At 52.9% G+C, this 23,831-nt stretch carries 25 protein-coding genes and 1 other annotated feature; of the genes, 10 read left to right on the top strand and 15 right to left on the bottom strand.

Annotation, left to right across the window (positions count from 1 at the left end; all coding sequences use genetic code 11):
* The first annotated feature begins 4 nt into the window (after positions 1-4).
* From NR195_RS07500 to gndA, 7 genes are all read left to right on the top strand, one after another.
* Positions 5-1,060, top strand: a complete 1,056-nt coding sequence (locus NR195_RS07500; RefSeq protein ID WP_033758390.1) for a WavE lipopolysaccharide synthesis family protein — start codon at positions 5-7, stop codon at positions 1,058-1,060.
* Positions 1,060-1,878 carry an ABC transporter permease gene (locus NR195_RS07495; protein ID WP_033788284.1) on the top strand — a complete coding sequence of 273 codons (819 nt, stop codon included), beginning with the start codon at positions 1,060-1,062 and terminating at the stop codon, positions 1,876-1,878. The genes NR195_RS07500 and NR195_RS07495 overlap by 1 nt, the downstream gene beginning before the upstream one ends.
* Positions 1,875-2,600 carry an ABC transporter ATP-binding protein gene (locus NR195_RS07490; protein WP_187510649.1) on the top strand — a complete coding sequence of 242 codons (726 nt, stop codon included), beginning with the start codon at positions 1,875-1,877 and terminating at the stop codon, positions 2,598-2,600. Before NR195_RS07495 ends, NR195_RS07490 begins: the two co-directional genes overlap by 4 nt.
* Before the next feature lie 12 nt (positions 2,601-2,612).
* Entirely contained in the window at positions 2,613-3,254 is a 642-nt protein-coding gene (locus NR195_RS07485) for a hypothetical protein (protein ID WP_187510650.1), read from the top strand.
* Positions 3,244-3,879, top strand: coding sequence for an HAD family phosphatase (locus NR195_RS07480; RefSeq protein WP_033758382.1), 636 nt, complete (start codon positions 3,244-3,246; stop codon positions 3,877-3,879). The genes NR195_RS07485 and NR195_RS07480 overlap by 11 nt, the downstream gene beginning before the upstream one ends.
* A gap of 4 nt (positions 3,880-3,883) precedes the next feature.
* Positions 3,884-4,945 (top strand): nuclear transport factor 2 family protein, encoded by a 1,062-nt coding sequence (locus NR195_RS07475; RefSeq protein ID WP_033788289.1) that lies wholly within the window; start codon positions 3,884-3,886, stop codon positions 4,943-4,945.
* Positions 4,946-5,099: 154 nt separating this feature from the next.
* Positions 5,100-6,509 (top strand): NADP-dependent phosphogluconate dehydrogenase, encoded by a 1,410-nt coding sequence (gndA, locus tag NR195_RS07470; protein ID WP_010248093.1) that lies wholly within the window; start codon positions 5,100-5,102, stop codon positions 6,507-6,509.
* Between the two features lie 35 nt (positions 6,510-6,544).
* Here gndA and NR195_RS07465 read toward each other — a convergent pair whose 3' ends face one another.
* The 12 genes from NR195_RS07465 to hisL all read right to left on the bottom strand — a co-directional run bounded on the left by NR195_RS07465 (position 6,545) and on the right by hisL (position 16,626).
* Complete coding sequence (locus NR195_RS07465; protein WP_256844366.1) at positions 6,545-7,843, bottom strand: succinylglutamate desuccinylase/aspartoacylase family protein; 1,299 nt, start codon at positions 7,841-7,843, stop codon at positions 6,545-6,547.
* Positions 7,844-7,949: 106 nt separating this feature from the next.
* Positions 7,950-8,741 (bottom strand): ABC transporter substrate-binding protein, encoded by a 792-nt coding sequence (locus NR195_RS07460; protein WP_010248077.1) that lies wholly within the window; start codon positions 8,739-8,741, stop codon positions 7,950-7,952.
* A 66-nt stretch (positions 8,742-8,807) separates the two neighbouring features.
* Positions 8,808-9,284 (bottom strand): YbaK/prolyl-tRNA synthetase associated domain-containing protein, encoded by a 477-nt coding sequence (locus tag NR195_RS07455; protein ID WP_256844365.1) that lies wholly within the window; start codon positions 9,282-9,284, stop codon positions 8,808-8,810.
* A 115-nt stretch (positions 9,285-9,399) separates the two neighbouring features.
* Positions 9,400-10,011 carry a bifunctional phosphoribosyl-AMP cyclohydrolase/phosphoribosyl-ATP diphosphatase HisIE gene (gene hisIE, locus NR195_RS07450; protein ID WP_033778806.1) on the bottom strand — a complete coding sequence of 204 codons (612 nt, stop codon included), beginning with the start codon at positions 10,009-10,011 and terminating at the stop codon, positions 9,400-9,402.
* A complete protein-coding gene (gene hisF / locus NR195_RS07445) occupies positions 10,005-10,781 on the bottom strand; it encodes an imidazole glycerol phosphate synthase subunit HisF (protein ID WP_010670962.1) in 777 nt (258 codons plus the stop codon). The genes hisIE and hisF overlap by 7 nt, the downstream gene beginning before the upstream one ends.
* Positions 10,763-11,500 (bottom strand): 1-(5-phosphoribosyl)-5-[(5-phosphoribosylamino)methylideneamino]imidazole-4-carboxamide isomerase, encoded by a 738-nt coding sequence (gene hisA, locus NR195_RS07440; RefSeq protein ID WP_031591331.1) that lies wholly within the window; start codon positions 11,498-11,500, stop codon positions 10,763-10,765. The genes hisF and hisA overlap by 19 nt, the downstream gene beginning before the upstream one ends.
* Positions 11,500-12,090, bottom strand: a complete 591-nt coding sequence (gene hisH / locus NR195_RS07435; RefSeq protein WP_008926061.1) for an imidazole glycerol phosphate synthase subunit HisH — start codon at positions 12,088-12,090, stop codon at positions 11,500-11,502. Before hisH ends, hisA begins: the two co-directional genes overlap by 1 nt.
* Positions 12,090-13,157: a bifunctional histidinol-phosphatase/imidazoleglycerol-phosphate dehydratase HisB gene (hisB, locus tag NR195_RS07430; RefSeq protein ID WP_010670960.1), complete on the bottom strand. Its 1,068-nt coding sequence runs from the start codon at positions 13,155-13,157 to the stop codon at positions 12,090-12,092. Before hisB ends, hisH begins: the two co-directional genes overlap by 1 nt.
* Positions 13,154-14,230: a histidinol-phosphate transaminase gene (gene hisC, locus NR195_RS07425; RefSeq protein WP_256844364.1), complete on the bottom strand. Its 1,077-nt coding sequence runs from the start codon at positions 14,228-14,230 to the stop codon at positions 13,154-13,156. The genes hisB and hisC overlap by 4 nt, the downstream gene beginning before the upstream one ends.
* Entirely contained in the window at positions 14,227-15,531 is a 1,305-nt protein-coding gene (gene hisD, locus NR195_RS07420) for a histidinol dehydrogenase (RefSeq protein WP_256844363.1), read from the bottom strand. The genes hisC and hisD overlap by 4 nt, the downstream gene beginning before the upstream one ends.
* Before the next feature lie 3 nt (positions 15,532-15,534).
* Positions 15,535-16,434, bottom strand: a complete 900-nt coding sequence (gene hisG, locus NR195_RS07415) for an ATP phosphoribosyltransferase (RefSeq protein ID WP_004571317.1) — start codon at positions 16,432-16,434, stop codon at positions 15,535-15,537.
* 48 nt (positions 16,435-16,482) lie between these two features.
* Positions 16,483-16,603 (bottom strand) — a sequence feature (His leader region).
* Positions 16,579-16,626: a his operon leader peptide gene (gene hisL, locus NR195_RS07410; RefSeq protein ID WP_100396937.1), complete on the bottom strand. Its 48-nt coding sequence runs from the start codon at positions 16,624-16,626 to the stop codon at positions 16,579-16,581. Its footprint overlaps the feature before it by 25 nt.
* A 179-nt stretch (positions 16,627-16,805) precedes the next feature.
* Here hisL and NR195_RS07405 point away from each other — a divergent pair, with 179 nt between their 5' ends.
* Positions 16,806-17,633, top strand: a complete 828-nt coding sequence (locus tag NR195_RS07405) for an SDR family oxidoreductase (protein ID WP_061703783.1) — start codon at positions 16,806-16,808, stop codon at positions 17,631-17,633.
* 168 nt (positions 17,634-17,801) lie between these two features.
* Here the strand turns inward: NR195_RS07405 and NR195_RS07400 are convergent, their stop codons facing one another.
* From NR195_RS07400 to puuD, 3 genes are read right to left on the bottom strand one after another with little or no spacing between them, the layout of a single operon-like run.
* Positions 17,802-19,079: an FAD-binding oxidoreductase gene (locus NR195_RS07400; protein WP_010248052.1), complete on the bottom strand. Its 1,278-nt coding sequence runs from the start codon at positions 19,077-19,079 to the stop codon at positions 17,802-17,804.
* A gap of 19 nt (positions 19,080-19,098) precedes the next feature.
* Positions 19,099-19,656 (bottom strand): HTH-type transcriptional regulator PuuR, encoded by a 558-nt coding sequence (gene puuR, locus NR195_RS07395; protein ID WP_010670955.1) that lies wholly within the window; start codon positions 19,654-19,656, stop codon positions 19,099-19,101.
* Positions 19,649-20,416: a gamma-glutamyl-gamma-aminobutyrate hydrolase gene (puuD, locus tag NR195_RS07390; RefSeq protein WP_045140279.1), complete on the bottom strand. Its 768-nt coding sequence runs from the start codon at positions 20,414-20,416 to the stop codon at positions 19,649-19,651. The genes puuR and puuD overlap by 8 nt, the downstream gene beginning before the upstream one ends.
* Positions 20,417-20,617: 201 nt before the next feature.
* Between puuD and NR195_RS07385 the strand changes: the two genes are divergently transcribed.
* A complete protein-coding gene (locus NR195_RS07385) occupies positions 20,618-22,036 on the top strand; it encodes a glutamine synthetase family protein (protein ID WP_029519400.1) in 1,419 nt (472 codons plus the stop codon).
* Between the two features lie 405 nt (positions 22,037-22,441).
* Positions 22,442-23,800, top strand: a complete 1,359-nt coding sequence (locus NR195_RS07380) for an APC family permease (protein WP_010248042.1) — start codon at positions 22,442-22,444, stop codon at positions 23,798-23,800.
* Positions 23,801-23,831 lie beyond the last annotated feature (31 nt).

The following is a 23,831-nucleotide window of genomic DNA, read 5'->3' as shown; positions in this document are numbered from 1 at the left end:
GACAATGCATCCTGATAACCTGATCTCACAGAGTGAAATTTCCATCATCATTCAGGGGGGGATTTTAAATTCCTCACGTGAATTAGATAGTGACTTTCTTTTTAATCTAAATCTGACTTTAAAAAGTTTTCCAGAATCTGAGATCATCGTATCAACATGGAAGACAGATGGTGTCATTGAAGACAATCTGAGAAGCACGTATCCAGGCATTAAATTCATATTTAATGAAGATGTCGGGTCAATATCTAAAAATGTTGATGGTGTGAACGTCGTAAGTAATGTAAACAGAATGCTTGTATCAAGCCTTAGCGGTCTTCGACATTCTTCCAAAAAGTACTCGGTAAAAATAAGGACAGATTCGTATTTATACAATGATAACATCCTCTTGTATCTCAACGATTACTTTTTGAATAATAAATTTCTTAATATAGATTCTGTTATTCGTCAGAATGATTATTCGGTTTTTAGTCGTCACTTAATTAATTGTAATTTGTTTGCCCGAAACCCTTATAGCCAGCTACCGTTCTTGTATCATCCTGGCGATATTTTAGTAGCAGGTTTAACGAAAGATGTTGAACGTTTTTTTGATATTCCCCTGGCGGATGAGAATATCTTTCAGCATTGTAAAAGTATGATGAACGCATGCTATATGAAGTTCGTACCAGAACAGTACGTATGGGTCAAAAATTTAGAACGTTCAATTAAAAACTTCACATTCTCAGGCAATTTTTCAAGGGGTAAGGGTGAAGTTGAGCGTTCTGAGCGGTTTTATATAAATAACTTCTTGCCATTGGACTCAGCTAGCCTGGGATTCGTTTGGCGTAAACATAAAGAAGTCTATTTCAATAAAGGCTGGTCTAGCCTTTATCAATCTTTTGATTGGATAGATCTTTATTCAAAGTACATAAGCAAAGAAAAATGCTCACGTCCATTAATATGGTATGTTAGAGCGCTGCAAATAACGGTCATGAAGATTTATTTCTTTTTCAGAACTCAGCTGCTTAAACTACCGTATGTTCGTAAAGTTGCTTATCGTTTATTTGTCAAGAGAGGAAGTTAATGAAAGGTTTTGTATCTACTCCGCAAAGCAGGACGACTTTAGCGGAAGTATTAGACTCAAAAAACCTAATCAAAGAGTTTATTAGACGAGATTTCAATGTTCGCTATAAACAAACTAGTTTAGGGATTTTATGGGCAATTATTAATCCCGGTGTGAATATTCTTTTGTATCTCTTTGTGTTCGGACTTTTGGTAAAAGTACCAACACCAGAATATAATGCTCCTTATGCGGCTGTTTTGATTTCTGGAATTCTTTTCTGGAATTTATTTGCGACAAGTATGATGGCTGCAAGTGATGCAATAATAAACAATATGCATCTTTTAACTAAGGTGTATTTTCCAAGAATTTCACTTTGTATAGCAAGCGTCTTTGTTGCTTTTATCGATTTCGTGATTGCTTTCGTTGTATTTATTCCTTTAGCTATTTTTTATGGGGTGCATTTCGATTTTTCCCGCATCTTCTTTTTAATTCCATGCGTAGTTATCACACTCATGCTTGGCTGTGGCGTTGGTTGTTTTATGGCAATTTTAAAACTACGATTCCGTGACCTACGTCATGTACTACCTTTGGCTACTCAGGCATTATTCTTTGCTTCTCCTGTAGTCTATACTCTTACAATAGTGCCAAAGGAATTTCATCAATATTATTCTTTTAATCCTATGACCGGTATTGTGGCTCTTTCTCGCTGGGCTTTGCTGGGTGGTAATAGCATTGATGTCACAACCTTATTATACAGTTTTATTACTGCCATTGTTTTAGTCATCTTTGGTGTGTACTACTTTATCAAAAATGATAGATTAATTGCGGATTACGAATGATTACCTTTGAATCTGTTACACGCGAATTTAGTGTTGGTAATTACCAACATAGTACTTTAAAAGAGCTATTTTCGTTTCAGAAGAAACGAACTCAACCGGGAAAAATATATCGTGCTGTAGACGATGTTTCATTTTCTATTACACCAGGACAGGCAGTCGGTGTGCTGGGAAGAAATGGTGCAGGGAAGTCTACTCTTCTTAAACTCCTGACAAGAATTATTGCACCAAGCTCTGGGAAAATAACGGTCGATGGATCAATTTCTTGCCTTCTTGAAGTTGGTGCAGGGTTTCATCATGAGCTGTCAGGGTACGAGAATATATTTTTAAGCGGTTCAATCCTTGGCATGAGCCGCAAAGAAATTGAAACTAAAATTGAAAGTATCATTGAGTTTGCTGAAGTCAGAGATTTTATTTACGAACCGGTGAAGTATTATTCATCCGGTATGTATGTCAGACTTGCCTTCTCAATAGGCGTACATCTGGATTCAGAAATACTGGTAATTGACGAAGCATTGGCCGTTGGCGATGCGAATTTCCAGGCGAAATGTCTTAATAAGATAAATCAAGTCAAAGAGAGTGGTAAAACAATTTTCTTTGTAAGCCATAATGTTAATCAGGTTGAAAGCATTTGTGATGCCTGCCTTGTTATGGAAAAAGGCCAGCTCATTTATCAAGGCGATACCAGTGAAGCTGTAGAAATATACAACCAGTTAATTAAGTAAAGAAGGTTAAAAATGATAGTTATCTCACATCGAGGCTACTGGAAATCTTTACAGGAAAAAAACACTGAATCAGCTTTCATCAGGTCGTTTCAGCTTGATCTTGGTACTGAAACTGACTTGCGTGACTACATGGGTGAAATCGTAATTAGTCATGATATTCCTGAAGCATCCTGCTTAACCTTTCAACAGATGCTTGAGTTATACAAGACGCATACTAAATCTGCTCCGCCGCTGGCGTTAAATGTTAAAGCTGATGGCTTACAAGAGAAAGTTAAACAGACGCTTGAATCAATGCAAATCAGTAACTACTTCTTTTTTGATATGGCTCTGCCAGATTCACTGGGTTATTTCAAATCTGGTTTGAAAGCCTTTGTCAGGTATAGCGAGTTTGAGAGTCTCAACGCACTTTATGATAATGCAGAGGGTGTCTGGCTAGACGGCTTTGCAAAAGATCTGGTAGATGAGGATTTAGTAAAAAAAATCCTTTCTGATGGTAAGAAAGTCTGCATTGTTTCTCCCGAACTGCATAAAAGAAATCATCTCGAAAGCTGGGCGAAATACAAGAAATTTAGTGATGATTTATTGTCCTCATCTGATTTAATCATTTGCACCGATTACCCTGAAGAATGCATGGAGTTTTTTAATGGCTACTAATATTAAAGCTGTTATTTTCGATATGGACGGTGTTCTTATTGATGCCAAAGATTGGCACTACGAGGCATTGAATGCGGCACTGGACCTGTTTGGGCTGACGATTTCAAGACAAGAGCATTTGACGACTTACGATGGCTTGCCTACTAAAGATAAGCTTATCATGTTGAGCAAAGATAAGGGTTTATCAACCAATCTCCATGGTTTCATTAATGAAATGAAACAGCAATACACAATGGAAATCGTTAATAACAAATGTAAGCCAATGTTCCATCACGAATATGCGCTTTCTATGCTAAAAAAAGATGGCTACAAAATGGCTGTTGCTTCAAATTCAATCAAGAACTCGATTGAAGTTATGATGGAACGAGCACATCTTTCTCAATATCTTGAATTTTACGTTTCAAATCAGGATGTTGTTAAAGGTAAACCTGATCCTGAAATGTATAATAAAGCCATCTCTATGCTGGGTTTAAAGCCTGCTGACTGTGTCATTGTTGAAGATAATGAAAATGGAATCAAGGCAGCTAAAGCAAGCGGTGCACATGTATTAGAAGTTGAAACCGTTTATGATGTTAATTATGCAAATATAAAACGGTTTATCTCCTTAGTTGAGAACGAGGGTTAATGGCATGCTGAATATTATAATCCCAATGAGTGGCGCCAGTCTTTACGAAACGAGTGCTGACTTCATTTACCCTAAGATTCTGACTGAAATTAATAATCGTACCTTACTTGAATATTCTCAGGATATTTTCGCCACCCTGACTGAAGAGCATAAAAGTCTTTTCATCGTTCCTGCTGATAAACTAACTAAGCTTGCTCTTGGCAACATCATTGAACTGATTTCGCCTAGCGCGGTGATCATTCCTTTGCAGGGGATGACCAAAGGTGCGGTTTGCAGCAGCATGATGGCGATTGATGAAATCAACCTTGACGAAGAACTGATTATTTCCTCAGCCGATCACTACATTAACGATGACCTGCAACAGGTTCTGGATTACTTCCGCAGTCTTGAAGCTGATGCGGGTGTGCTTACTTTTGAATCAGTACATCCTAAGTGGTCTTTTGCTAAAGCCAACGATGAAGGATTTGTTGTTCAGACTGCTGAAAAAAATGCGATAAGTCGTAATGCGATTGCTGGCCTTTATTACTTCAAAAAAGGCTCAGATTTTATCGAAGCGGCTAAAGAACTTATCCGTAAAGATAATTCCATTGATAATAATTTTTATCTCTCTTCATCTTTAAATGAAATGGTACTTAAGGGCAAAAAGATTGTAATGCGCCCTCTTGCTGATTCGGTTTATCATAATTTCTATGATGCACATGCAGTTAAAGCATTTGAAATGTCTCATGTTAATCCTTTGCCGCCGGTGAAAAAACTGACTGAGAAATATATTGCTGCATTCAATGCTAAGTCATTACATGATGTTGTAGACATGTTTGACCGCAATGCTACGCTTATTGATCCCGGTAATCATAAAATTGGACAGGAGAATATTCGTAGTATGTTAGTCCAACTCTTTAGTGAAACTAAACTGCTAGAGTTCAAAGCTTTGTCTGTTCTGGCCGAGCAAAATAGATCAGTCATTGAGTTTGAACTCAAGCTTGATGATAAATTGCTGAAGGGTGTCGATATTATCGACTGGAACAATAAAGGCCACATTGTAAAACTCAATGCTTATTTGTATTAGTTTGTCAGTTGGCATGCATCCATGTCCCTGTAATTATTAGTGATACTTAATAGCATCATTCTCTAACTGCTTGATGCTTACCTGGGTTAACATGTTTGCCACTTTTGTTCACAAACCTGTGTGTTTGTGAAGTGACCACAGACAGGAGTATGTAATGTCCAAGCAACAGATCGGCGTTGTAGGTATGGCAGTAATGGGCCGCAATTTGGCTCTTAACATTGAGAGCCGCGGTTACACTGTTTCTATCTTTAACCGTTCACGCGAAAAGACTGATGAAGTCATCGCCGAGAACCAGGGCAAGAAACTTGCTCCTTTTTACACCGTTGAAGAGTTTGTCGAATCGCTGGAAAAACCTCGTCGTATCCTGCTGATGGTTCAGGCGGGTGAAGCGACCGATAAGACTATCGCCTCCCTGACTCCACACCTGGATAAAGGCGACATCCTGATCGATGGCGGTAACACCTTCTATAAAGATACTATCCGTCGTAACAAAGAGCTTTCTGACCAGGGCTTCAACTTCATCGGTACCGGTGTCTCCGGTGGTGAAGAGGGCGCACTGAAAGGCCCATCTATCATGCCTGGCGGTCAGAAAGAAGCCTACGAACTGGTTGCACCGATTCTGGATAAAATTGCTGCACGTGCAGAAGATGGTGAAGCCTGTGTGGCTTACATCGGTCCGGACGGCGCGGGCCACTACGTGAAGATGGTTCACAACGGCATCGAGTATGGCGACATGCAGCTAATCGCTGAAGCCTATGCTCTGCTGAAAGGCGCGCTGGGTCTGAACAACGAAGAGCTGGCTGAGACCTTCACTGAGTGGAACAACGGCGAACTGAGCAGCTACCTGATCGACATCACCAAAGATATCTTCACCAAGAAAGACGAAGAAGGTAAATACCTGGTTGATGTGATTCTGGATGAAGCAGCGAACAAAGGTACCGGTAAATGGACCAGCCAGAGTTCACTGGATCTCGGCGAACCTCTGTCACTGATCACTGAATCTGTATTCGCTCGTTACCTCTCCTCGCTGAAAACCCAGCGTGTGGCAGCTTCTAAAGTACTGAGCGGTCCACAGGCGAAGGCCTTCACCGGTGACAAAGCGGAATTCATCGAGAAAGTTCGTCGCGCTCTGTATCTGGGTAAAATCGTCTCTTATGCTCAGGGCTTCTCACAGCTGCGTGCCGCGTCTGAAGAGAACAACTGGGATCTGCACTACGGTGAAATCGCGAAGATTTTCCGCGCCGGCTGCATCATCCGTGCCCAGTTCCTGCAGAAGATCACTGATGCTTACGCAGAAGATGCAGGCATCGCAAACCTGTTGCTGGCACCGTACTTCAAAGATATCGCGGATCAGTATCAGCAGGCGCTGCGTGATGTGGTTTCCTACGCGATTCAGAACGGTATCCCAACGCCAACCTTCTCTGCGGCGATCGCTTACTACGACAGTTACCGTTCAGAAGTGCTGCCTGCTAACCTGATTCAGGCGCAGCGCGACTACTTCGGTGCGCATACCTACAAGCGCATTGATAAAGACGGTGTGTTCCATACCGAGTGGTTAGATTAATCACTAAAAAGGGCTTCCCTCGGGAAGCCCTTTTTTTATCCTACCAGCAAATCCCCGCTCCGAATCTCTCGCTCACCTGCCAGCCTCACCACCAGCATGCCTGCCGTCGCAAACTTAGCCCAGTGTCTCGCATAGAGAATACCGCCATGTTCCGTCACCAGCGGCGTAATCTGGTCGGTTATCGGATCAACAACCTCCGCCACCACTTCTCCCGGCCGAATCTTTGCGCCCAGCGGTTTACGATGCAGGATCAGTCCGGATACCGGCGAATGAATATATTCACAGCCCGCTAACGGCGTAGGTGGATTTTTCAGGGCAGGGGAGGCCGCTGCCGATCCTTCGCTGTGACGCTCTTTGATGACGCCAGCCTCTCCAGGTGCTTCAGCGATATCTGGCACGTTTAAACCAATCGGCCCGTCATTGATCGCCACCACATCATCACCGCCACCGCTCGCCGGAACCAGTTCGTCGCCACCGATCACGGGCGCCGCGACTTCCACGGAAATCGCAGGCTCGCTGTAGCCGATATAACCGCCTTCCTGTAGCGCTGAGATAATCGCCTCCGCGTCTTTCTCCGCCTGTTCAGGCGATACATCACGTACACCGCGTAGCTCCAGCGTCACCGGCAGCAATCCGCGTGGCATCGGATAATCTTTGCCAAACCGTTCCGCCAGCGTCAGCCAGGGTTCGCAACAGGCTTCATCAAACGGCTCACCGCCAGAGATCTGCGCCAGCAGCTGCACCTCGCTGCCTAACCAGCGCGCCAGCGGCTCAATGTCCGGCCAGGCGTGCGGCGTGGTGTAGAGATGTGGCACGGCTTCCCAGTCACAGTGCAGATCAATCATCAGATCGGCCTGACTGGCCATGCGCATCAGCGTGTGGCGTTGCGCATCCAGTTCGGTTTTTGGCACGGTATCGCGATAGTGACGATCAATCGCCTCGCGGATCAGGCTCTTATTCTGTGTTTCACTCTGGGTCAGACTCTCAGCCAGCCCGGCCGCCAGGGTTGCGCCCAGTGACGGGAAACGGCGGTTGAAGTCCTGGCCAGAGAGTGTATGGAATCGGCCAAGATGGGTGCCATGCCAGTGCTGTCCCAGCGCCAGGGGATTGGCAACCGGCACCAGGGTAAAGGCGGCTTTAAGTTGACCGGCGGACTCCAGCGCCTGTAGTCGCTGCTTTAAAAACCACGCTACTGCCATACCGGGCAGTTCGTCGCCATGCAGCGCAGCCTGAATGTAGACCTGACGCTCGTTGTCTTCCGCGAAATGGAAACTGATGATTTCACGCTGGGTGCCTAAAGAGGCGCTTAACAGTGGATGATGTTGTTGATGCATACCGTGTTAATGTCCTTTAATCGGCAAAGGACGACAGCGCGCCGTCCCGAAATAGTTAGAGTATAGTGCCGGATCGCGGTGAGGATGAAAAAGGGCGACCGCGAGGTTAAGGCTGGATAGAGATATCCGTGGCAAAGTAGCGCTTCTGAATCTGGTCAAAGGTGCCATTCTTTTTGATTTCGACGAAGGCGTTATCCAGTGCGGTTTTCAGCTCGGTATCGCCTTTACGCAGGCCAATCGCCGTGCCGGGGCCGATGATCGGATCCTGTATAATCGGGCCAGCCAGTTCAAAATCTTTGCCCTGCGGATGCTTCAGGAAGCCGATGGCAGCCTGTGCCGCATCAGTGAATACCGCATCCAGTCGGCCTGAAACCAGATCGCTTTCAACCTGTGCCTGATCGCCATAAGGCACTACGGTCACACCGTGAGGCTGCCATTTCGCCAGCGCATAGCGCTCCTGAACCGTTCCCTGTTCTACGCCGACCGTTTTTCCTTTCAGGGATTCAACGGTGGGCAGTATGCCAGCACCTTTACGGGCAATCAGCTGGGTGTGGGTGTCATAGAGCGGCGCGGTGAAATCAATCTGCTTCAGGCGCTCTTCGGTAATGCCCATGTCGGACAGAATGGCATCAAATTTACGTGCTTTAAGGGCCGGGATCATGCCGTCAAACTGGCTTTCAACCCAGACACATTTTGCCTGCATCTGGGTACAAAGCGCATTGCCCAGATCAATATCAAAGCCGACCAGCTTGCCCTGTGGCGTTTTCGATTCGAATGGCGGATAGGTCGGATCGACCGCGAAACGCACCTGTTCGATCTTCGCCTGCGCGCCAAAAGCGCAGCCTGCCATAACCGCCACAGCCAGCGTCTGACGCAGGCGTTGAGTGAAAATGTTCATGATTTTGCTCTTATTCTGTCGTGATGAGTGATTATGCAGAGTATCGCCGGGCTGCCGGGATGGCAATTACTGCGTAATCTTCACCACGTCAGCCGCGCATAACGCGCGATAATCTTCGGTATTCAGGATCACTGAACGTTCCAGCAGACCAGCGTTAAACGCGATCTCCGGATAACGTTCAAACAGCGCGGGGTCAACAACCAGTTTGAGGTCGGGATGAAAGCTGAACGGTGGTATCGCCCCGAATACGCAGCCGGTCAGCAGATCGGTTTCCGCCGGACTGGAGAGTGAGGCGCGTCTTCCCCCGACTGCTGCCGCGACTTTGCCCAGATCGGCCTGATGATCGGCAGGTAAAACCGCCAGTACATGCTGTTTAACGCCGTTGCCTTTCACATGACAGACCAGCGCTTTAGCACCCTGGCCGATTTCGGTGCCGCGTATCGCCGCGACCGCTTCACATTTACCGGTCGCCTCATGCTCCATCAGGCGATAGCGTGCCTGGTGCTGGTCGAGCAGGGCAATTAATTTCTCATGGGTGGTCACGGTTCTCTCCCTGAGGTTTGAGTTGCCGTCATTGTGCCGGATGGACGTGAGGAATGAGCTGAAGACTGCTCAGAATCCGCATAAAAAACGAAATTCTGAGCAGCATATTGCACAGTTACTTATGGCGGTCACGCAGGTTGTTAATCACGGCGCGGAAGTCGAGATCCTGATCCTGCAACAGCACCATCAGGTGATAGACCAGGTCAGAAGCTTCGTTGGTGAGTTCATCCCGATCGTTGACCGTGGCGGCCAGTGCGGTTTCAACGCCTTCTTCACCCACTTTCTGCGCGATGCGTTTGGTGCCGCTGGCGTAGAGTCGTGCGGTGTAGGAGCTTTCAGGATCGGCGGTTTTGCGCGAAGCCAGCAACTGCTCAAGCTGATAGAGGAACGTCCACTCAGGGACCGCCGGTGAGAAGCAGCTGGTGGTGCCCAGATGGCAGGTCGGGCCAATAGGATCCGCCAGCACTAACAGGGTGTCATTGTCGCAGTCAGGCGTGATGCTCACGACCTGCAAAAAGTTGCCGGAGGTTTCGCCTTTGGTCCACAAGCGATTTTTGGTGCGGGAGAAAAAGGTGACCTTGCTTTCTGCCAGCGTTTTCTCCAGCGCGGCCGGGTTCATGTAGCCATGCATCAGCACTTCGCCTGAGACGAAGTGCTGGACAATGACCGGCATCATGCCCTGTGTTTTATCCCAGTCGAGAAGGGCCAGTTGTTGTTCAGTTAGCACGCGCGAATCTCCACTCCGTTGTCGATCAGAAAGCTCTTCAGCTCACCAATATTAATAATCTGCTTATGGAATACCGAGGCGGCTAAAGCACCATCCACGTTAGCTTCAGTAAACGCATCCAGGAAGTGCTGCATGGTGCCTGCACCGCCAGAGGCGATAAGGGGGACGTTGCAGACTTCACGCATTTTCTTCAGCTGCACCAGGTCATAGCCGTTACGCACGCCATCCTGATTCATCATGTTCAGCACGATCTCGCCTGCGCCCAGCTTCTGCACTTCCTGCACCCACTCCAGCGTTTCCCACTGCGTCACGCGGGTGCGCGCTTCGTCACCGGTATACTGATTCACCTGATATTTACCGCTGGCTTCATCAAACCAGGTATCGATCCCGACCACAATACACTGCACGCCAAAACGATCTGCGAGGCGGGTAATGAGCGTGGGATCGGCCAGCGCGGGCGAGTTAATCGAAATCTTATCTGCGCCAAACTCCAGAATGCGCGCTGCGTCTTCCGGGGTTTTAATGCCGCCCGCGACGCAGAACGGGATATCGATTACTTCCGCAACCCGCGAGACCCAGCTTTTGTCGACGACCCGGCCATCGGATGAGGCGGTGATATCATAGAACACCAGCTCGTCGGCACCTTCGGCGGCATAGCGCTGCGCCAGCGGCACGATGTCGCCGATGATTTCGTGATTGCGAAACTGTACGCCTTTGACCACCTGGCCGTCACGTACGTCCAGGCAGGGAATTATCCGTTTTGCCAGCATGCGATCGCCTCCGAAACAGTGAATTTATCTTCCAGCAGCGCACGTCCGACAATCACGCCCTGAACGCCGCTGCCGCGCAGGGCGGCGATATCATTGAGGTCGCCAATGCCACCCGAGGACTGAAAAGCAATCGTCGGGAAGCGCGCCGTCACTTCCTGATAGAGCGCAACATTGGAGCCGCTCAGGGTGCCGTCGCGGGAAATGTCGGTGCACAGCACGTGCTTCAGGCCCACCTGCTGAAAGTCGGTAATCACCTCTTCCAGCGTGACACCCGCCGCTTCCTGCCAGCCACTGATTGCCACTTCTTTGCGGTTACTGGCATCAATGCGCACATCTAACGCAAGCACAATCGCCTCTGCGCCAAATTCCGCAAACCACCGTTTTACCTCTTCAGGCTGTTTCACGGCGGTGGAACCGACCACCACACGACTCGCTCCGGCTTCAAGCAGTGCATGCACATCATCACGGCTGCGAATGCCGCCACCAACCTGCACCGTCACATCAACGCCATCCAGCAGGGTTTTCAGCAGCGCGATCTGGCGTTTCGCCGGATCTTTCGCGCCGGTTAAATCCACCAGATGCAGCACGGTCGCGCCCTGGCGAACGTAATCCTGCAGACGCGGCAGCGGATCGCTGCCGTAATCGCGCTGCTGTCCATAATCGCCCTGATGCAGACGAACCACTTTGCCGTCAATTAAATCTAACGCGGGGATAATCATTACATCTCCAGGAAGTTTTTCAGCAGCTGCGCGCCCGCTTTGCCCGAGCGTTCCGGGTGGAACTGGACGCCAAAGAAGTTATCTTTCTGCACCGCGGCGGTGAAAGCTTCACCGTAGTGACACTGGGCGATGGTGCTGGCGTTGACCGGCATGGCATAGCTGTGGACGAAGTAGAAATAGCAGCCTTCGTCGATGCCACGGAACAGATGATTGCCCGCCTGCGCGGTAATCTGATTCCAGCCCATGTGCGGCAGCGGCAGGCCGTGCGTGTCCATTAATGACACCGGCTCATCGATAATCCCCAGCGTCGGCACACCGCCGTTTTCATCGCTGCCGCGTCCCAGCAGCTGCATACCCAGGCAGATCCCCAGCACCGGCTGGGTACAGGCTTTCACCAGATCGATCAGGTCACGCTCTTCCAGCTGATTCATTGCCGCCTGCGCGGTGCCGACGCCGGGCAGAAACAGTTTGTCGGCACGCAGCACCACATCGGGATCGCGGCTCACTTCCGGGGTGTAGCCCAGACGTTCAATCGCCCATTTCACCGACGACAGGTTGGCGCAACCGGTATCCATGATCACCACGTTCATCACAGCACTCCCTTCGAGCTTGGCAGCGTATTGCCCTCAACGCGGATCGCCTGACGCAGCGTACGGCCAAAGGCTTTAAACAGGCTCTCGACGCGGTGATGGTCATTCTTGCCTTTGGTTTTAAGATGCAGAGTGCTCATCATGGCGTAGGAGAGTGAGCTGAAGAAGTGCTCGACCATCTCGGTACTGAGGTCGCCTACGCGCTGATAGTTGAACTCCGCTTTGAACTCGATGTGCGGACGGCCGGAGATATCCAGCGCGCAGCGCGCCAGACATTCATCCATCGGTAGCACAAAGCCGAAACGGCCAATGCCACGCTTGTCGCCCAGCGCCTTCAGCAGCGCTTCGCCCAGTGCCAGACCGGTATCTTCCACCGTGTGGTGATCGTCAATATAGAGATCGCCTTTCACTTCGATATTCATGCGGAACCCGCCGTGTACGGCGATCTGGTCCAGCATGTGGTCGAAGAAACCCACGCCGGTATTAATCTTGCTGCCGCCTTCGCGATCCAGCCACAGTTCTACCCGCACCTGTGTCTCTTTGGTGTTGCGCTGCACCAGCGCATGGCGGTCACGCTGGGTCAGACGCTGCTGGATAGTCTGCCAGTTCTGGCCGTCAGCACCGTAGCGGATAGGCTGGATGCCCATGTTCTCTGCCAGCTGGACATCGGTCAGGCGATCGCCAATCACGTAGCTGTTGGCGGTATCCAGCGCGCCTTCGGCCAGCCAGGCTTCCACCATTCGGGTTTTTGGCTTGCGACAGTCGCAGTGATCGTCCGGCATGTGCGGGCAGATCAGCACATCGTCAAACGCAATGCCCTGCGAGGTCAGGATCTGCATCATCAGATTGTGCGGGCCATCGAAATCGGCCTGCGGGAAACCCGGGGTGCCAAGACCATCCTGGTTAGTGATCATGACCAGGCGATAACCGGCGGCCTGCAGTGCCAGCAGCGCCGGGATAACATCTGGCTCAAACGCCAGCTTATCCATGCGGTCCACCTGATAATCTTCAGGCGGCTCAGAGATTAACGTACCGTCGCGGTCAATAAAAAGGGTCTTCTGGCTCATGCTTGCTCCACAGAAAAGGCTTGCAGCGCGGCGATCACTCGTTCGCACTCTTCACGCGTGCCGATGGAGATGCGCAGGCATCCCGACAGGCCCGGATTTTTGTTCTGATCACGCAGGATAATGCCCTGATCCCATAAGGTTTTGAAGACTTTTGGTGAATCGGTAAAGCGCGCCAGCACATAGTTGGTTTCACTGGAGAAAACCTGCTCAACGCAGGCCAGCTGAGTCAGTTCAGCCTGCAGCCAGCTACGATTCTCATTCAGCTGTGCCACATGCTCACGCATCAGCGCAATTCCCTGGTCGCTCAGCGCCTGACCGGCGACATCGGCCACCGGTGTCGCCAGCGGGTAGGGTGCGATCACCTTCATCAGCAGGTCGATGACCGGCTTATTCGCCAGCGCAAAGCCGCAACGCAGGCCAGCCAGCGCAAAGGCTTTAGAAAGCGTACGCAGGATCACCAGATGCGGATAATCCTTCAGCCAGCCGGTCAGGGTCGCCTGCGGGCAGAACTCAATGTAGGCTTCATCTGCGACGACCAGCGCTTTACCGGCGGTCATCGCCAGCAGCTGACGGATGTCGTCCTGATTGATCAGGTTGCCGGTCGGGTTGTTCGGGCTGCAGAGGTAAACCACTTTGACGCCATCCAGTTGCTCTGCAATGGCAGGCAGGTTCAGCTGCCAGTCGGTCAGGGCCGGGACGGTACGATATTCAATGCCGATGGTTTCGGCGCTGACGCTGTACATGCCATAGGTCGGTGGACAGAACAGAATCGCATCCTGACCCGGCTCACAGAAGGCACGCATGATCAGTTCGATAGCTTCATCTGCGCCACGGCTCACCAGCACCTGCTCCGGCGTTAAGACTGCATAAGCAGCGTAGCGCTCAATCACCAGTTTAGGCTGACATTCCGGATAGCGGTTCAGCGTCTGCTGCGACAGCTCAAACGGCACCGGCAGCGGAAACTCGTTGGCATTGAGCCAGACATCTCCGTTGCCACCCAGACGACGCGCCGACATATAGGGCGTCAGGGCGCGCACATTGGCGCGCGCCAGCTGCTCAATATCCTGACTCATGCTTGCTCCTTCAGTGCGGCAACGCGCAGGGTGACGGCATTCTTATGGGCATCCAGCTGCTCGGCGGCGGCCAGGGTTTCAATGGTGGCGGCCAGGTTCAGGAAGCCCTGCGGCGTCAGCTCCTGCACCGTCATGCGTTTCTGGAAATCGGCCAGGCCCAGGCTGGAACAGGTCGAGGTGTAACCGTAGGTCGGTAACACGTGATTGGTGCCAGAGGCGTAATCGCCCGCGGACTCCGGCGACCAGTCGCCTAAAAATACCGAACCGGCGCTGGTGATCAACTCCACCAGATCGCGCGGCTGGCGCGTTTGCAGAATCAGGTGCTCCGGGCCGTAGAGATTAGAGATCGCGACACACTGCTCAAGGTCACGCGCCACGATCAGGCGGCTGCTTTCCAGCGCCTGACGCGCTGTGGCAGCCCGCGGCAACTGCGCCAGCTGCTGCTCAACCGCGACCGCGACCGCCTCGGCCAGCTTTAATGAAGGCGTCAGCAGAATCACCTGCGAGTCGGGACCATGCTCTGCCTGTGAAAGCAAATCAGACGCGACAAACGCGGGCGTGGCGCCTTCATCCGCAATCACCAGCACTTCAGAAGGACCCGCTGGCATATCAATCGCCGCGCCATCGAGTCGCTGACTTACCTGACGTTTCGCTTCTGTCACCCAGGCGTTGCCCGGGCCAAAAATCTTATCCACGCGCGGCACGGTTTCGGTGCCGAAGGCCATCGCGGCGATGGCCTGCGCGCCGCCCACCTGGAACACCTCTTCTACGCCGCACAGCTGGGCGGCATACAGGATCTCATCGGCAATCGGCGGCGGCGAACAGAGCACCACGCGGCCACAGCCCGCGATACGGGCCGGGGTCGCCAGCATCAGCACGGTGGAGAAGAGCGGGGCGGAACCACCAGGAATATAGAGTCCGACCGATTTCACCGGACGGGTAATCTGCTGGCAGCGTACGCCTGGCTGGGTTTCCACATCCACCGGCGGCAGGATCTGCGCGTTGTGGAAGGTTTCGATATTGCCCACCGCGACAGCCATCGCCTGCTTCAGCTCGTCACTCAGACGTAAGCTGGCCTCTGCGATTTGCTGCGCGGTAACACGCAGGTTATCCACCTGCGCTTTGTCGAAGCGGGCGCTGAACTGGCGCAGGGCGTCATCACCGTTCAGCTTTACCTGCTCCAGCACATCGCGCACCGTCAGCGTCACGTTTTCAGAGGCGGCGATAGCAGGACGTAACAGCAGCGCCTGCTGCTGTTCGGGGGTACACTGCTGCCACTCAATCGGGGTAGAAAAGGCCATGGCTTACTCCATCATCTTCTCAATAGGCAGCACCAGAATCGAACTGGCACCCAGCGCTTTCAGTTTTTCCATGGTTTCCCAGAACAGGGTTTCGCTGCTGACCATGTGCATCGCCACGCGGCTGACATCGCCTGCCAGCGGCAGCACGGTCGGGCGCTCTGCGCCAGGCAGCAGGCTGATCACTTCTTCCAGACGCTCACTCGGCGCGTGCAGCATGATGTACTTCGATTCACGCGCTTTAATCACGCCCTGAATACGGGTCATCATCTTGTCGATCAGCTCCTGCTTGGCGGCAGGCATCTCGCCGTCACGCTGGATCAGCACCGCTTTTGAACGATAGATTACTTCAACTTCGCGCAGGCCATTGGCTTCCAGCGTAGCACCGGTAGAGACCAGATCGCAGATGGCGTCAGCCAGACCGGCGCGGGTCGCCACTTCCACGGAACCGTTCAGTAAACAGGTCTTAAAGCTGACGCCTTTTTTGTCGAGGTATTGTTTTAACAGGTGCGGATAGGAGGTGGCGATACGGGATTTATCCAGGCATTCCGGGCCGGTGTACTCGGCATCTGTCGCCATCGCCAGTGACAGACGGCAACCGCCGAAGTCGAGGCGGCGCAGCGTAAAGTAGCGCGGATCTTCACCCTGGGCACGGCGCGACAGCAGCTCTTCTTCCAGCACGTTCTCGCCGATGATGCCTAAATCGACCACACCATCCATCACCAGGCCAGGAATATCGTCATCGCGCACGCGCAGGATGTCGATCGGCATGTTCTCCGCAAACGCAATCAGGCGCTGTTGCTGAAGGTTGATTTTAACGCCGCAGCGCGCCAGCAGTTCGCGTGAATCATCACTTAAACGGCCAGATTTCTGCATAGCTATGCGTAAACGGGTGTTATCTAACATGGTGCCTGTCCTCTTAATTCGGTCCTGAATGTGTGGTTACGTCAGCCCATAAAAAAACCCCCGGAAGACGATCTTCCGGGGGTTCTCTTGCGTTCACACCACTGGAAGATCTTGAAAGTCTTCCAGCACCAATCGCCTGAAAGACTAGTCAGGATGATGGTGGTGGTGATGGTTGAACTGAACGCGTGTCATAATAATCTCGTCGATGAATGAGTATTCATTTGTGGGGTTTAACCTAGCGAAGATGGCTGCGCTTGGCAACACTTTTTTAAACGGGCGGTTCGGAAAGCGCTGAAACAGGTTGTTCTGGTTTGCAATCCGGGGGCAAACTACGGTGAAGTCAGGGTTGATGTTTCACGTCAGGAGTCAAAATGAAGAAGGTCGCGATTGTGGGACTGGGCTGGTTAGGCATGCCGCTGGCCACGGCGTTAACGGCGCGAGGCTGGCAGGTCACCGGCAGCAAAACCACGCCAGACGGTATAGACGCGGCACGCCGCTGCGGCATTGAGGCGTTCCAGCTGGAACTGACGCCGGAACTGCTCTGTGATGCCGCCGATATTGAGCCGCTATTCAACGTCGATGCGCTGATCGTTACACTGCCCGCCAGCCGCACTGCGGAAGGGGGCGAAGCCTATCTGCAGGCGGTGCAGAATGTGGTCGATACCGCGCTGGTTTATAAGGTACCGCGCATTATCTTTACCAGTTCCACCTCAGTCTATGGCAGCAGCGCCGGCGCTAAGCGGGAAAACAGCCCGCTGGACGCAGAAACGGTGGCCGGAAAGACGCTGGTTAAACTGGAGAACTGGCTGCACGATCTGCCGGGCACCAGCGTGGATATCGTGCGGCTGGCCGGTCTGGTCGGACCAAAGCGCCATCCGGGGCGCTTCCTCGCCGGCAAGCAGGATGTGGCCAATGGCTCGCAGGGCGTGAATCTGGTGCATCTGGATGATGTGGTTGAGGCGATCACGCTGCTACTGCAGTCGCCCAAAGGGGGCCGGGTCTATAATCTGTGTGCCTCGAAACATCCCTCGCGTGACACCTTCTATCCTGCGGTCACGCACCAGCTTGGGCTGCAGCCGCCGCAGTTCGCACCCGAGGCGGAAAAGAATAGCGGCAAGCTGATTGATGGTTCCCGCATCTGTAGCGAACTCGGTTTTGAGTACCGCTATGACGATCCGGTTAAAATGCCGCTGGAGTGATACGCGGCTGGCGCTGTTGCGGGGGCTGATTGCTCCCGCTCTGATATATAAGGGTTCTGCTCTTTTCATAGTTACAACATACTAAAGCAGTTTAAACTACAGGGCAGAATGTGCCCCGCTGAAAGACCTGTTTTCATCAGGCCAGACAGCCAGGTCTGGCCCTCAGCCTCACACCCCTAACCGATCCCTCAACGCATACCACACCGCGCCCATCGCCGTCAGCGGCACCTTAAATCGACGCCCACCGGGAAACGGCAGGTGAGGCAGGCGGGCGAAAGCATCAAAACGCTCGGCATCGCCGCGTAACACTTCGCTGATCAGCTTGCCGGAAAGATGCGTACTGGTTACGCCATGACCGCTGTCACCCTGCATAAAATAGACATTCTTCTCCAGTCGGCCAAACTGCGGCATGCGCGACAGCGTCAGCAGGAAATTGCCGCTCCAGCTGAAGTCCAGCTTCACGTTCTGCAACTGCGGGAAAGTGCGGCGCAGCTTGGGCCGGATCAACGCTTCAATATCGGCCGGTTCCCGTGCGCCATAAACCACGCCGCCGCCATAGAGCAGCCGGTTGTCCGCCGTCAGACGGAAGTAATCCAGCAGATAGTTACAATCTTCCACACAGTAGTTGTTCGGCATCAGCGACAACGCCTGGTCGGTTGACAGCGGTTCGGTTGCCACAATCTGCGATCCGCACGGCATGCTTTTCCTGCTCAGTCGCGGTTCCAGCTGCGGGGCCAGATAGGCATTCCCGGCGAAGATCACAAAGGTCGCGCTGACCTCGCCCTGGGCGGTTTTTACCCGGTTTGGTGTGCCATAAACCACACTGGTCGCCGCGGACTGTTCATAGATGCGTCCGCCATGTCGCCGGATCGCCTCCGCTTCCCCCAGCGCCAGGTTCAGCGGATGCAGATGGCCGCCGCGCCGATCCAGCAGCCCGCCAACGTAGCGTTCGGTGGCGACTTCACGGCGGATGGCTCGCTCATCCAGTAGTTCCAGATCATGATTCCCATACTGCTGCCATAACGCTTTCTGTTTTCGCAGATGCGCCATCTGGCGCGCATTCAGGGCCGCAAAAACGCCGCCAGGCCGGTAATCGCAGTCAATCGCGTACCGCTTAATGCGATCGCGGATGATTTCAGCGCCTTCAAACATCATGCTGCCCAGCATACGGGCGCTCTCTTTACCGTAGCGCTGCTCAATCACATCCACGTCGCGGCTGTAGGAGTTCACCACCTGACCGCCGTTACGCCCGCTGGCACCAAAGCCGACCCGCGCCGCTTCCAGCACAACCACGTCATAGCCTACCTCGGTCAGATGCAGCGCCGCCGAAAGACCGGTGAAACCGCCGCCAATAATGCAGACGTCACACTGAATGCTCTCCTGTAATGTCGGCCAGGGCGCATGCGGATTGGCGGTCGCTGCGTAATAACTCTCCACGTAATTCATAACAATCTCCGGAATGCGCCTAAAAGTTGGCTGGCGTATGGGCACTGACAATGCGGCAGGGGATTTCAGCACGGTTGGTGAAACTGTGTGGTAAGCCCGTATCAATGACGTAGCTCTCTCCGGCGGAGAGATGATAGTGCTCTCCGTTGATGACCAGCGTAATCTCTCCTTCCAGCAGCGTGCCGGTCTCTTCGCCCGGATGACGCAGCTTCTCGCCGGTGCTGGCACCGGGTTGATAAGTTTCCAGCAGCATGCCCAGCGTGCGCTGTGCACGGCCATTGTCGATAAGCTTCAGCGAAACCCCCTGACTGCCAATCTCCAGCAGGTCGCTGGCGCGGACAATGACCTTCGGTTCCGCATCCGGTTTGGGTTCCGAGAAGAACTCTGACAGCGAGAGCCCATAGACTTTCAGCAGCTTCTGCAGGGTGCTGACCGCCGGGCTGACCTTATCCTGTTCAATGGTGCTGATGGCGCTATGGGTCAGTCCGGCCAGTTCGGCGACACGGCGTTGCGACAGCCCCAGTGTCTGCCGGATCTGCGCCAGCCGTCGTCCCGGCGCCAGCGTGGCATCACTCATTTTCTTTTTCCTTGTGATAACGAATGGCGGCCTGAATAAAGCCACTGAAGAGCGCCTGCGATCCCGCCGTGTGTTCCGGCTGCCACTCGGGATGCCACTGCACCGCCAGGGCGAAGGGATGATGGCGCAGACTCACCGCCTCAATCAGGCCATCCGGCGCGCGCGCTTCAACGCGCAACTGCGGGCCCGGTTCGCGTACCCCCTGATGATGCAGTGAATTGACCGCCAGCGGACTGTTGCTGTCCAGCAGCGTCGCCAGCAGGCCGTCGGGTTCAATAGTGATTGGATGCGCCTGAGCATACTGCTGCTCCAGCGGCAGCGTCTCATCTTCATGGTGACGCTGAAACGACGGCTGCCCGCTGAGCTCCCGCCACAGCGCACCGCCATTTGCCACCACCAGCTCCTGCAGCCCACGGCAGATCCCGAACATCGGCATCTTGTGGCTGGTGGCCCAGGTGATCAGCTGAAAGGCGAGATGGTCACGGCCCGGATCGGCATGCAGCTCTTCGCCCGCCTCGCCATAATGCCAGGGTTCGATATTGCTGGGGCTGCCGGTCAGCAGCAGGCCATCCAGAACAGCCATAGCGTTTTCTAATAGATGAGGCGCATTCATCAGACTGTGGGGCAGGGCCAGTGGTACGCCACCCGCAAGGACAACCGCATCGGTATACTTATTGTGAACCGTCTGGCTCGGATGGCCTCCCAGATCCTTCTGGCACATCACTACGCCAATCAACGGCTTGTCAAAAATAATGCCCATCTCACGTCCTCGCATCGCTGTTCGAAATATCTACCGAAAGGGCACGTCTGGCGGTTAAGTGTGCAATATTTTTTCAATCTAGCAATCTGCTGTTTGTTCTTCAAACAGATTTGTTACATTTGCACACTTTTTATGTTGGCGCTATGTTAGTGGTGTGGCTGTTATTTTGAGCATTACGCAAACCTAATAGGGGCGGGTGAGATCATGACTAACCTGGTAGAAGTGGAAGACTTCACGCTTCACAGTGAAGAGAAACGAACCAGCGCGTTCCAGCTTGAGGTGAAAACCTGGCTGGAGCGCCATCCTGACACGCAGTATGTCGACATCCTGTTAAATGATTTAAATGGTGTGTTCCGCGGCAAGCGCATTCCGGTCTCTGCGCTGCCTAAGCTGGAAAAAGGGTGTTATTTCCCCGCCTCGGTGTTTGCCATGGATATCCTCGGCAACACAGTAGAAGAAGCGGGACTCGGCCAGTCACTGGGCGAACCCGATAATCTCTGTCTGCCCGTCACCGGTACTTTAGTTCCCTCCGCGTCTGACCCTCAGCACATTGCGCAACTGCTGTTAACCATGTGCAACCAAGATGGCACTCCCTTTGACGTTGAACCCCGAAATGTCCTTAACCGGCTGTGGCAACAGCTGCGTAACCGAGGTCTGTTTCCGGTGGTAGCGGTAGAGCTGGAGTTCTATCTGGTGGACAAAAAGCGCGATGCCGAAGGCTTTATCCAGCCGCCGTGTTCGCCCGGCAGTGATGAACGCAATATGCAGAGCCAGGTCTACTCGGTAGATAACCTCGATCATTTCGCCGATGTGCTGCGTGACATCGACGATCTGGCCCGTCAGCAGGGCATCCCGGCCGATGGTGCGCTGGCGGAAGCCTCGCCCGGACAGTTTGAAATTAACCTGCATCATACCCGCGACGTGCTGCGGGCCTGTGACCATGCGGTGCAGCTGAAACGCCTGATTCGTCAGGTGGCAGAAAATCACGGTATGACCGCCACGTTTATGGCGAAGCCCTATGAGGAGTATGCGGGCAGCGGCATGCATGTGCATATCAGCATGCTGGATGCCGCCGATCACAACGCCTTCGCCTGCGATGACGGCAGTGATTCGCCGCTGATGAAACGGGCGCTGGCCGGGATGATCGATCTGATGCCCGCCTCAATGGCGCTGCTGGCACCCAATGTGAATGCCTATCGCCGTTTTGTTCCGGACGCCTATGTGCCGTTGCAGGCATCGTGGGGCCATAACAACCGGACCGTTGCGCTGCGGGTGCCGTGCGGGGATATCGACAATCATCGTATTGAGTACCGGGTTGCGGGCGCGGATGCTAATCCCTACCTGGTGGTGTCGGCTATTCTTGCCGGGATGCTGCATGGGCTGGATACCCAGTTGCCGTTGCCCCATCCGGTCACCGGCAACGGTCACCATGCCGAGGGTCTGGCACTGCCGATCCGCCAGAGCGATGCGCTGTATGAGTTTGACAACAGCTATCCGCTGCAGAAGCTACTGGGCGAACGCTTTGCCAGTGTCTGGCACAGCTGTAAGCATCATGAACTGATGCAGTTTGAACGGCTGATTACGTCGACCGAGATCGACTGGATGCTGAAAAATGCCTGACAGGTTTTTTTACCTGTCACCTGACGCGCTTTTTTTTGCATAAGATGCCCCGATGGCTTGTATTCCTGCCACGGGTTAGGGCAGAATACGCGGCCTGCAAAATCAGATGATAACCGACGCTAACCGCGCCGGTTATTTTTTTGCATCCAGTTTTATTAGAGCGTTTTTTGCTGACTTAACCGAGGCCGGGCACGCACCCGGATAGATAAACACTGAAAACACGCATAAGCGTGAGATTGAGGATTACAAAGATGGGGATGTTTTACACTCTGCCAGCCAACGCTGGTACGCGTTTTCGTGATGACTACGGCGCCGCGTTAACCGCTAACCTTACTCCCTGTCGCTTAATGCGCAGTTGCCCTGTGACCCAGCCCAGCCAGGTTGTCGCACATGGGGGACTGAAGCATGTCGCTTAATACCTCCGCCGCACCGCAGCGTGCGCAACTCAAAAAAACACTCACGTTACTTCCGGTCGTCATGATGGGCTTAGCCTACATGCAGCCTATGACCCTGTTCGATACCTTTGGCATCGTTTCCGGGCTGACCGAAGGTCACGTCGCCACCGCTTATGCTTTCGCGCTGATTGCGATTCTGTTCACTGCCGTGAGTTACGGTAAGCTGGTACGCCGCTTCCCCTCTGCGGGCTCCGCTTATACCTACGCTCAGAAGGCGATCAGTCCGCACGTCGGCTTTATGGTCGGCTGGTCATCACTGCTGGACTACCTGTTCATGCCGATGATCAACATCCTGCTGGCTAAAAACTATTTCGAATCGCTGGTGCCGGGCATCCCGTCGTGGATTTTTGTGGTGTTGCTGGTCGGGTTTATGACGCTCTCTAACCTCAAGGGCATCAAAACCGTCGCCAACTTCAACAGTGTGATTGTGGTGCTGCAGGTGGTTGTCATGGTCGGGATTACCGCGATGGTAATCTACGGTGTGGCAAGCGGCGTTGGTTCCGGCACGCTGGTGAGCAGCCGTCCATTCTGGTCTGAGAATGCGCATGTGGTGCCGATGATTACCGGTGCGACGATACTCTGCTTCTCGTTCCTCGGCTTTGATGGCATCAGTTCGCTGTCGGAAGAGACCAAAGATGCAGAACGCACCATTCCGCGCGCTATTTTCCTGACCGCGCTGATTGGTGGGGTGATCTTTATCGCGGCATCTTACTTCCTGCAGCTCTACTTCCCGGACATCACACGCTTCCAGCACCCGGACTCATCGCAGCCTGAAATCATGCTGTTCGTGGCCGGTAAAGCGTTGCAGGTCGGCATCCTGATCTTCTCGGTGGTCACGGTGCTGGCATCCGGTATGGCGGCGCACGCTGGCGTCTCGCGTCTGATGTATGTGATGGGCCGTGATGGTGTGTTCCCGGAGCGTTTCTTCGGTTACATCCATCCGAAATGGCGGACCCCGTCGCTCAACGTGCTGCTGGTGGGTGCGATTGCGCTGATGGCGATTAACTTCGACCTGGTGACCGCAACCGCGCTGATTAACTTTGGTGCACTGGTGGCGTTTACCTTCGTTAACCTGTCGGTGATTGCACAGTTCTGGGTTCGTGAGAAGCGTAACCGCACGCTGAAAGATCACGTTCAGTATCTGCTGCTGCCGCTGCTTGGCGCGCTGACGGTGGGTGCGCTGTGGGTGAACCTGGAAGAGAGTTCTATGGAGCTGGGCCTGATCTGGGCCGCCATCGGGATTATCTACCTGGCGTTCGTAACCCGCAGCTTCCGTAATCCGGTGCCGCAGTTCAGCGAAGAAGTTTAATCACGCTCACGTTGCCGCCTTCCCGGTCTCA

The organism is Pantoea sp. Ft-CA_14, from assembly GCF_024520875.1.
In the GTDB taxonomy this organism is placed as follows: Bacteria; Pseudomonadota; Gammaproteobacteria; order Enterobacterales; family Enterobacteriaceae; genus Pantoea; species Pantoea agglomerans.
This window is presented reverse-complemented; position numbering and strand designations above follow the sequence as displayed.

What these genes read in the sequence shown, in the direction of transcription:
- hisH (WP_008926061.1), bottom strand. Translation starts at nt 12,090, where the DNA reads ATGAACGTGGTGATCATGGATACCGGTTGCGCCAACCTGTCGTCGGTG.
- NR195_RS07500 (WP_033758390.1), top strand. Translation starts at nt 5, where the DNA reads ATGCATCCTGATAACCTGATCTCACAGAGTGAAATTTCCATCATCATT.
- NR195_RS07400 (WP_010248052.1), bottom strand. Translation starts at nt 19,079, where the DNA reads ATGAATTACGTGGAGAGTTATTACGCAGCGACCGCCAATCCGCATGCG.
- hisC (WP_256844364.1), bottom strand. Translation starts at nt 14,230, where the DNA reads ATGAGTCAGGATATTGAGCAGCTGGCGCGCGCCAATGTGCGCGCCCTG.
- puuD (WP_045140279.1), bottom strand. Translation starts at nt 20,416, where the DNA reads ATGGGCATTATTTTTGACAAGCCGTTGATTGGCGTAGTGATGTGCCAG.
- NR195_RS07405 (WP_061703783.1), top strand. Translation starts at nt 16,806, where the DNA reads ATGAAGAAGGTCGCGATTGTGGGACTGGGCTGGTTAGGCATGCCGCTG.
- NR195_RS07495 (WP_033788284.1), top strand. Translation starts at nt 1,060, where the DNA reads ATGAAAGGTTTTGTATCTACTCCGCAAAGCAGGACGACTTTAGCGGAA.
- NR195_RS07465 (WP_256844366.1), bottom strand. Translation starts at nt 7,843, where the DNA reads ATGCATCAACAACATCATCCACTGTTAAGCGCCTCTTTAGGCACCCAG.
- hisF (WP_010670962.1), bottom strand. Translation starts at nt 10,781, where the DNA reads ATGCTGGCAAAACGGATAATTCCCTGCCTGGACGTACGTGACGGCCAG.
- NR195_RS07380 (WP_010248042.1), top strand. Translation starts at nt 22,442, where the DNA reads ATGTCGCTTAATACCTCCGCCGCACCGCAGCGTGCGCAACTCAAAAAA.
- NR195_RS07485 (WP_187510650.1), top strand. Translation starts at nt 2,613, where the DNA reads ATGATAGTTATCTCACATCGAGGCTACTGGAAATCTTTACAGGAAAAA.
- hisB (WP_010670960.1), bottom strand. Translation starts at nt 13,157, where the DNA reads ATGAGCCAGAAGACCCTTTTTATTGACCGCGACGGTACGTTAATCTCT.
- NR195_RS07460 (WP_010248077.1), bottom strand. Translation starts at nt 8,741, where the DNA reads ATGAACATTTTCACTCAACGCCTGCGTCAGACGCTGGCTGTGGCGGTT.
- gndA (WP_010248093.1), top strand. Translation starts at nt 5,100, where the DNA reads ATGTCCAAGCAACAGATCGGCGTTGTAGGTATGGCAGTAATGGGCCGC.
- hisA (WP_031591331.1), bottom strand. Translation starts at nt 11,500, where the DNA reads ATGATTATCCCCGCGTTAGATTTAATTGACGGCAAAGTGGTTCGTCTG.
- puuR (WP_010670955.1), bottom strand. Translation starts at nt 19,656, where the DNA reads ATGAGTGATGCCACGCTGGCGCCGGGACGACGGCTGGCGCAGATCCGG.
- NR195_RS07480 (WP_033758382.1), top strand. Translation starts at nt 3,244, where the DNA reads ATGGCTACTAATATTAAAGCTGTTATTTTCGATATGGACGGTGTTCTT.
- NR195_RS07490 (WP_187510649.1), top strand. Translation starts at nt 1,875, where the DNA reads ATGATTACCTTTGAATCTGTTACACGCGAATTTAGTGTTGGTAATTAC.
- hisD (WP_256844363.1), bottom strand. Translation starts at nt 15,531, where the DNA reads ATGGCCTTTTCTACCCCGATTGAGTGGCAGCAGTGTACCCCCGAACAG.
- hisG (WP_004571317.1), bottom strand. Translation starts at nt 16,434, where the DNA reads ATGTTAGATAACACCCGTTTACGCATAGCTATGCAGAAATCTGGCCGT.
- NR195_RS07475 (WP_033788289.1), top strand. Translation starts at nt 3,884, where the DNA reads ATGCTGAATATTATAATCCCAATGAGTGGCGCCAGTCTTTACGAAACG.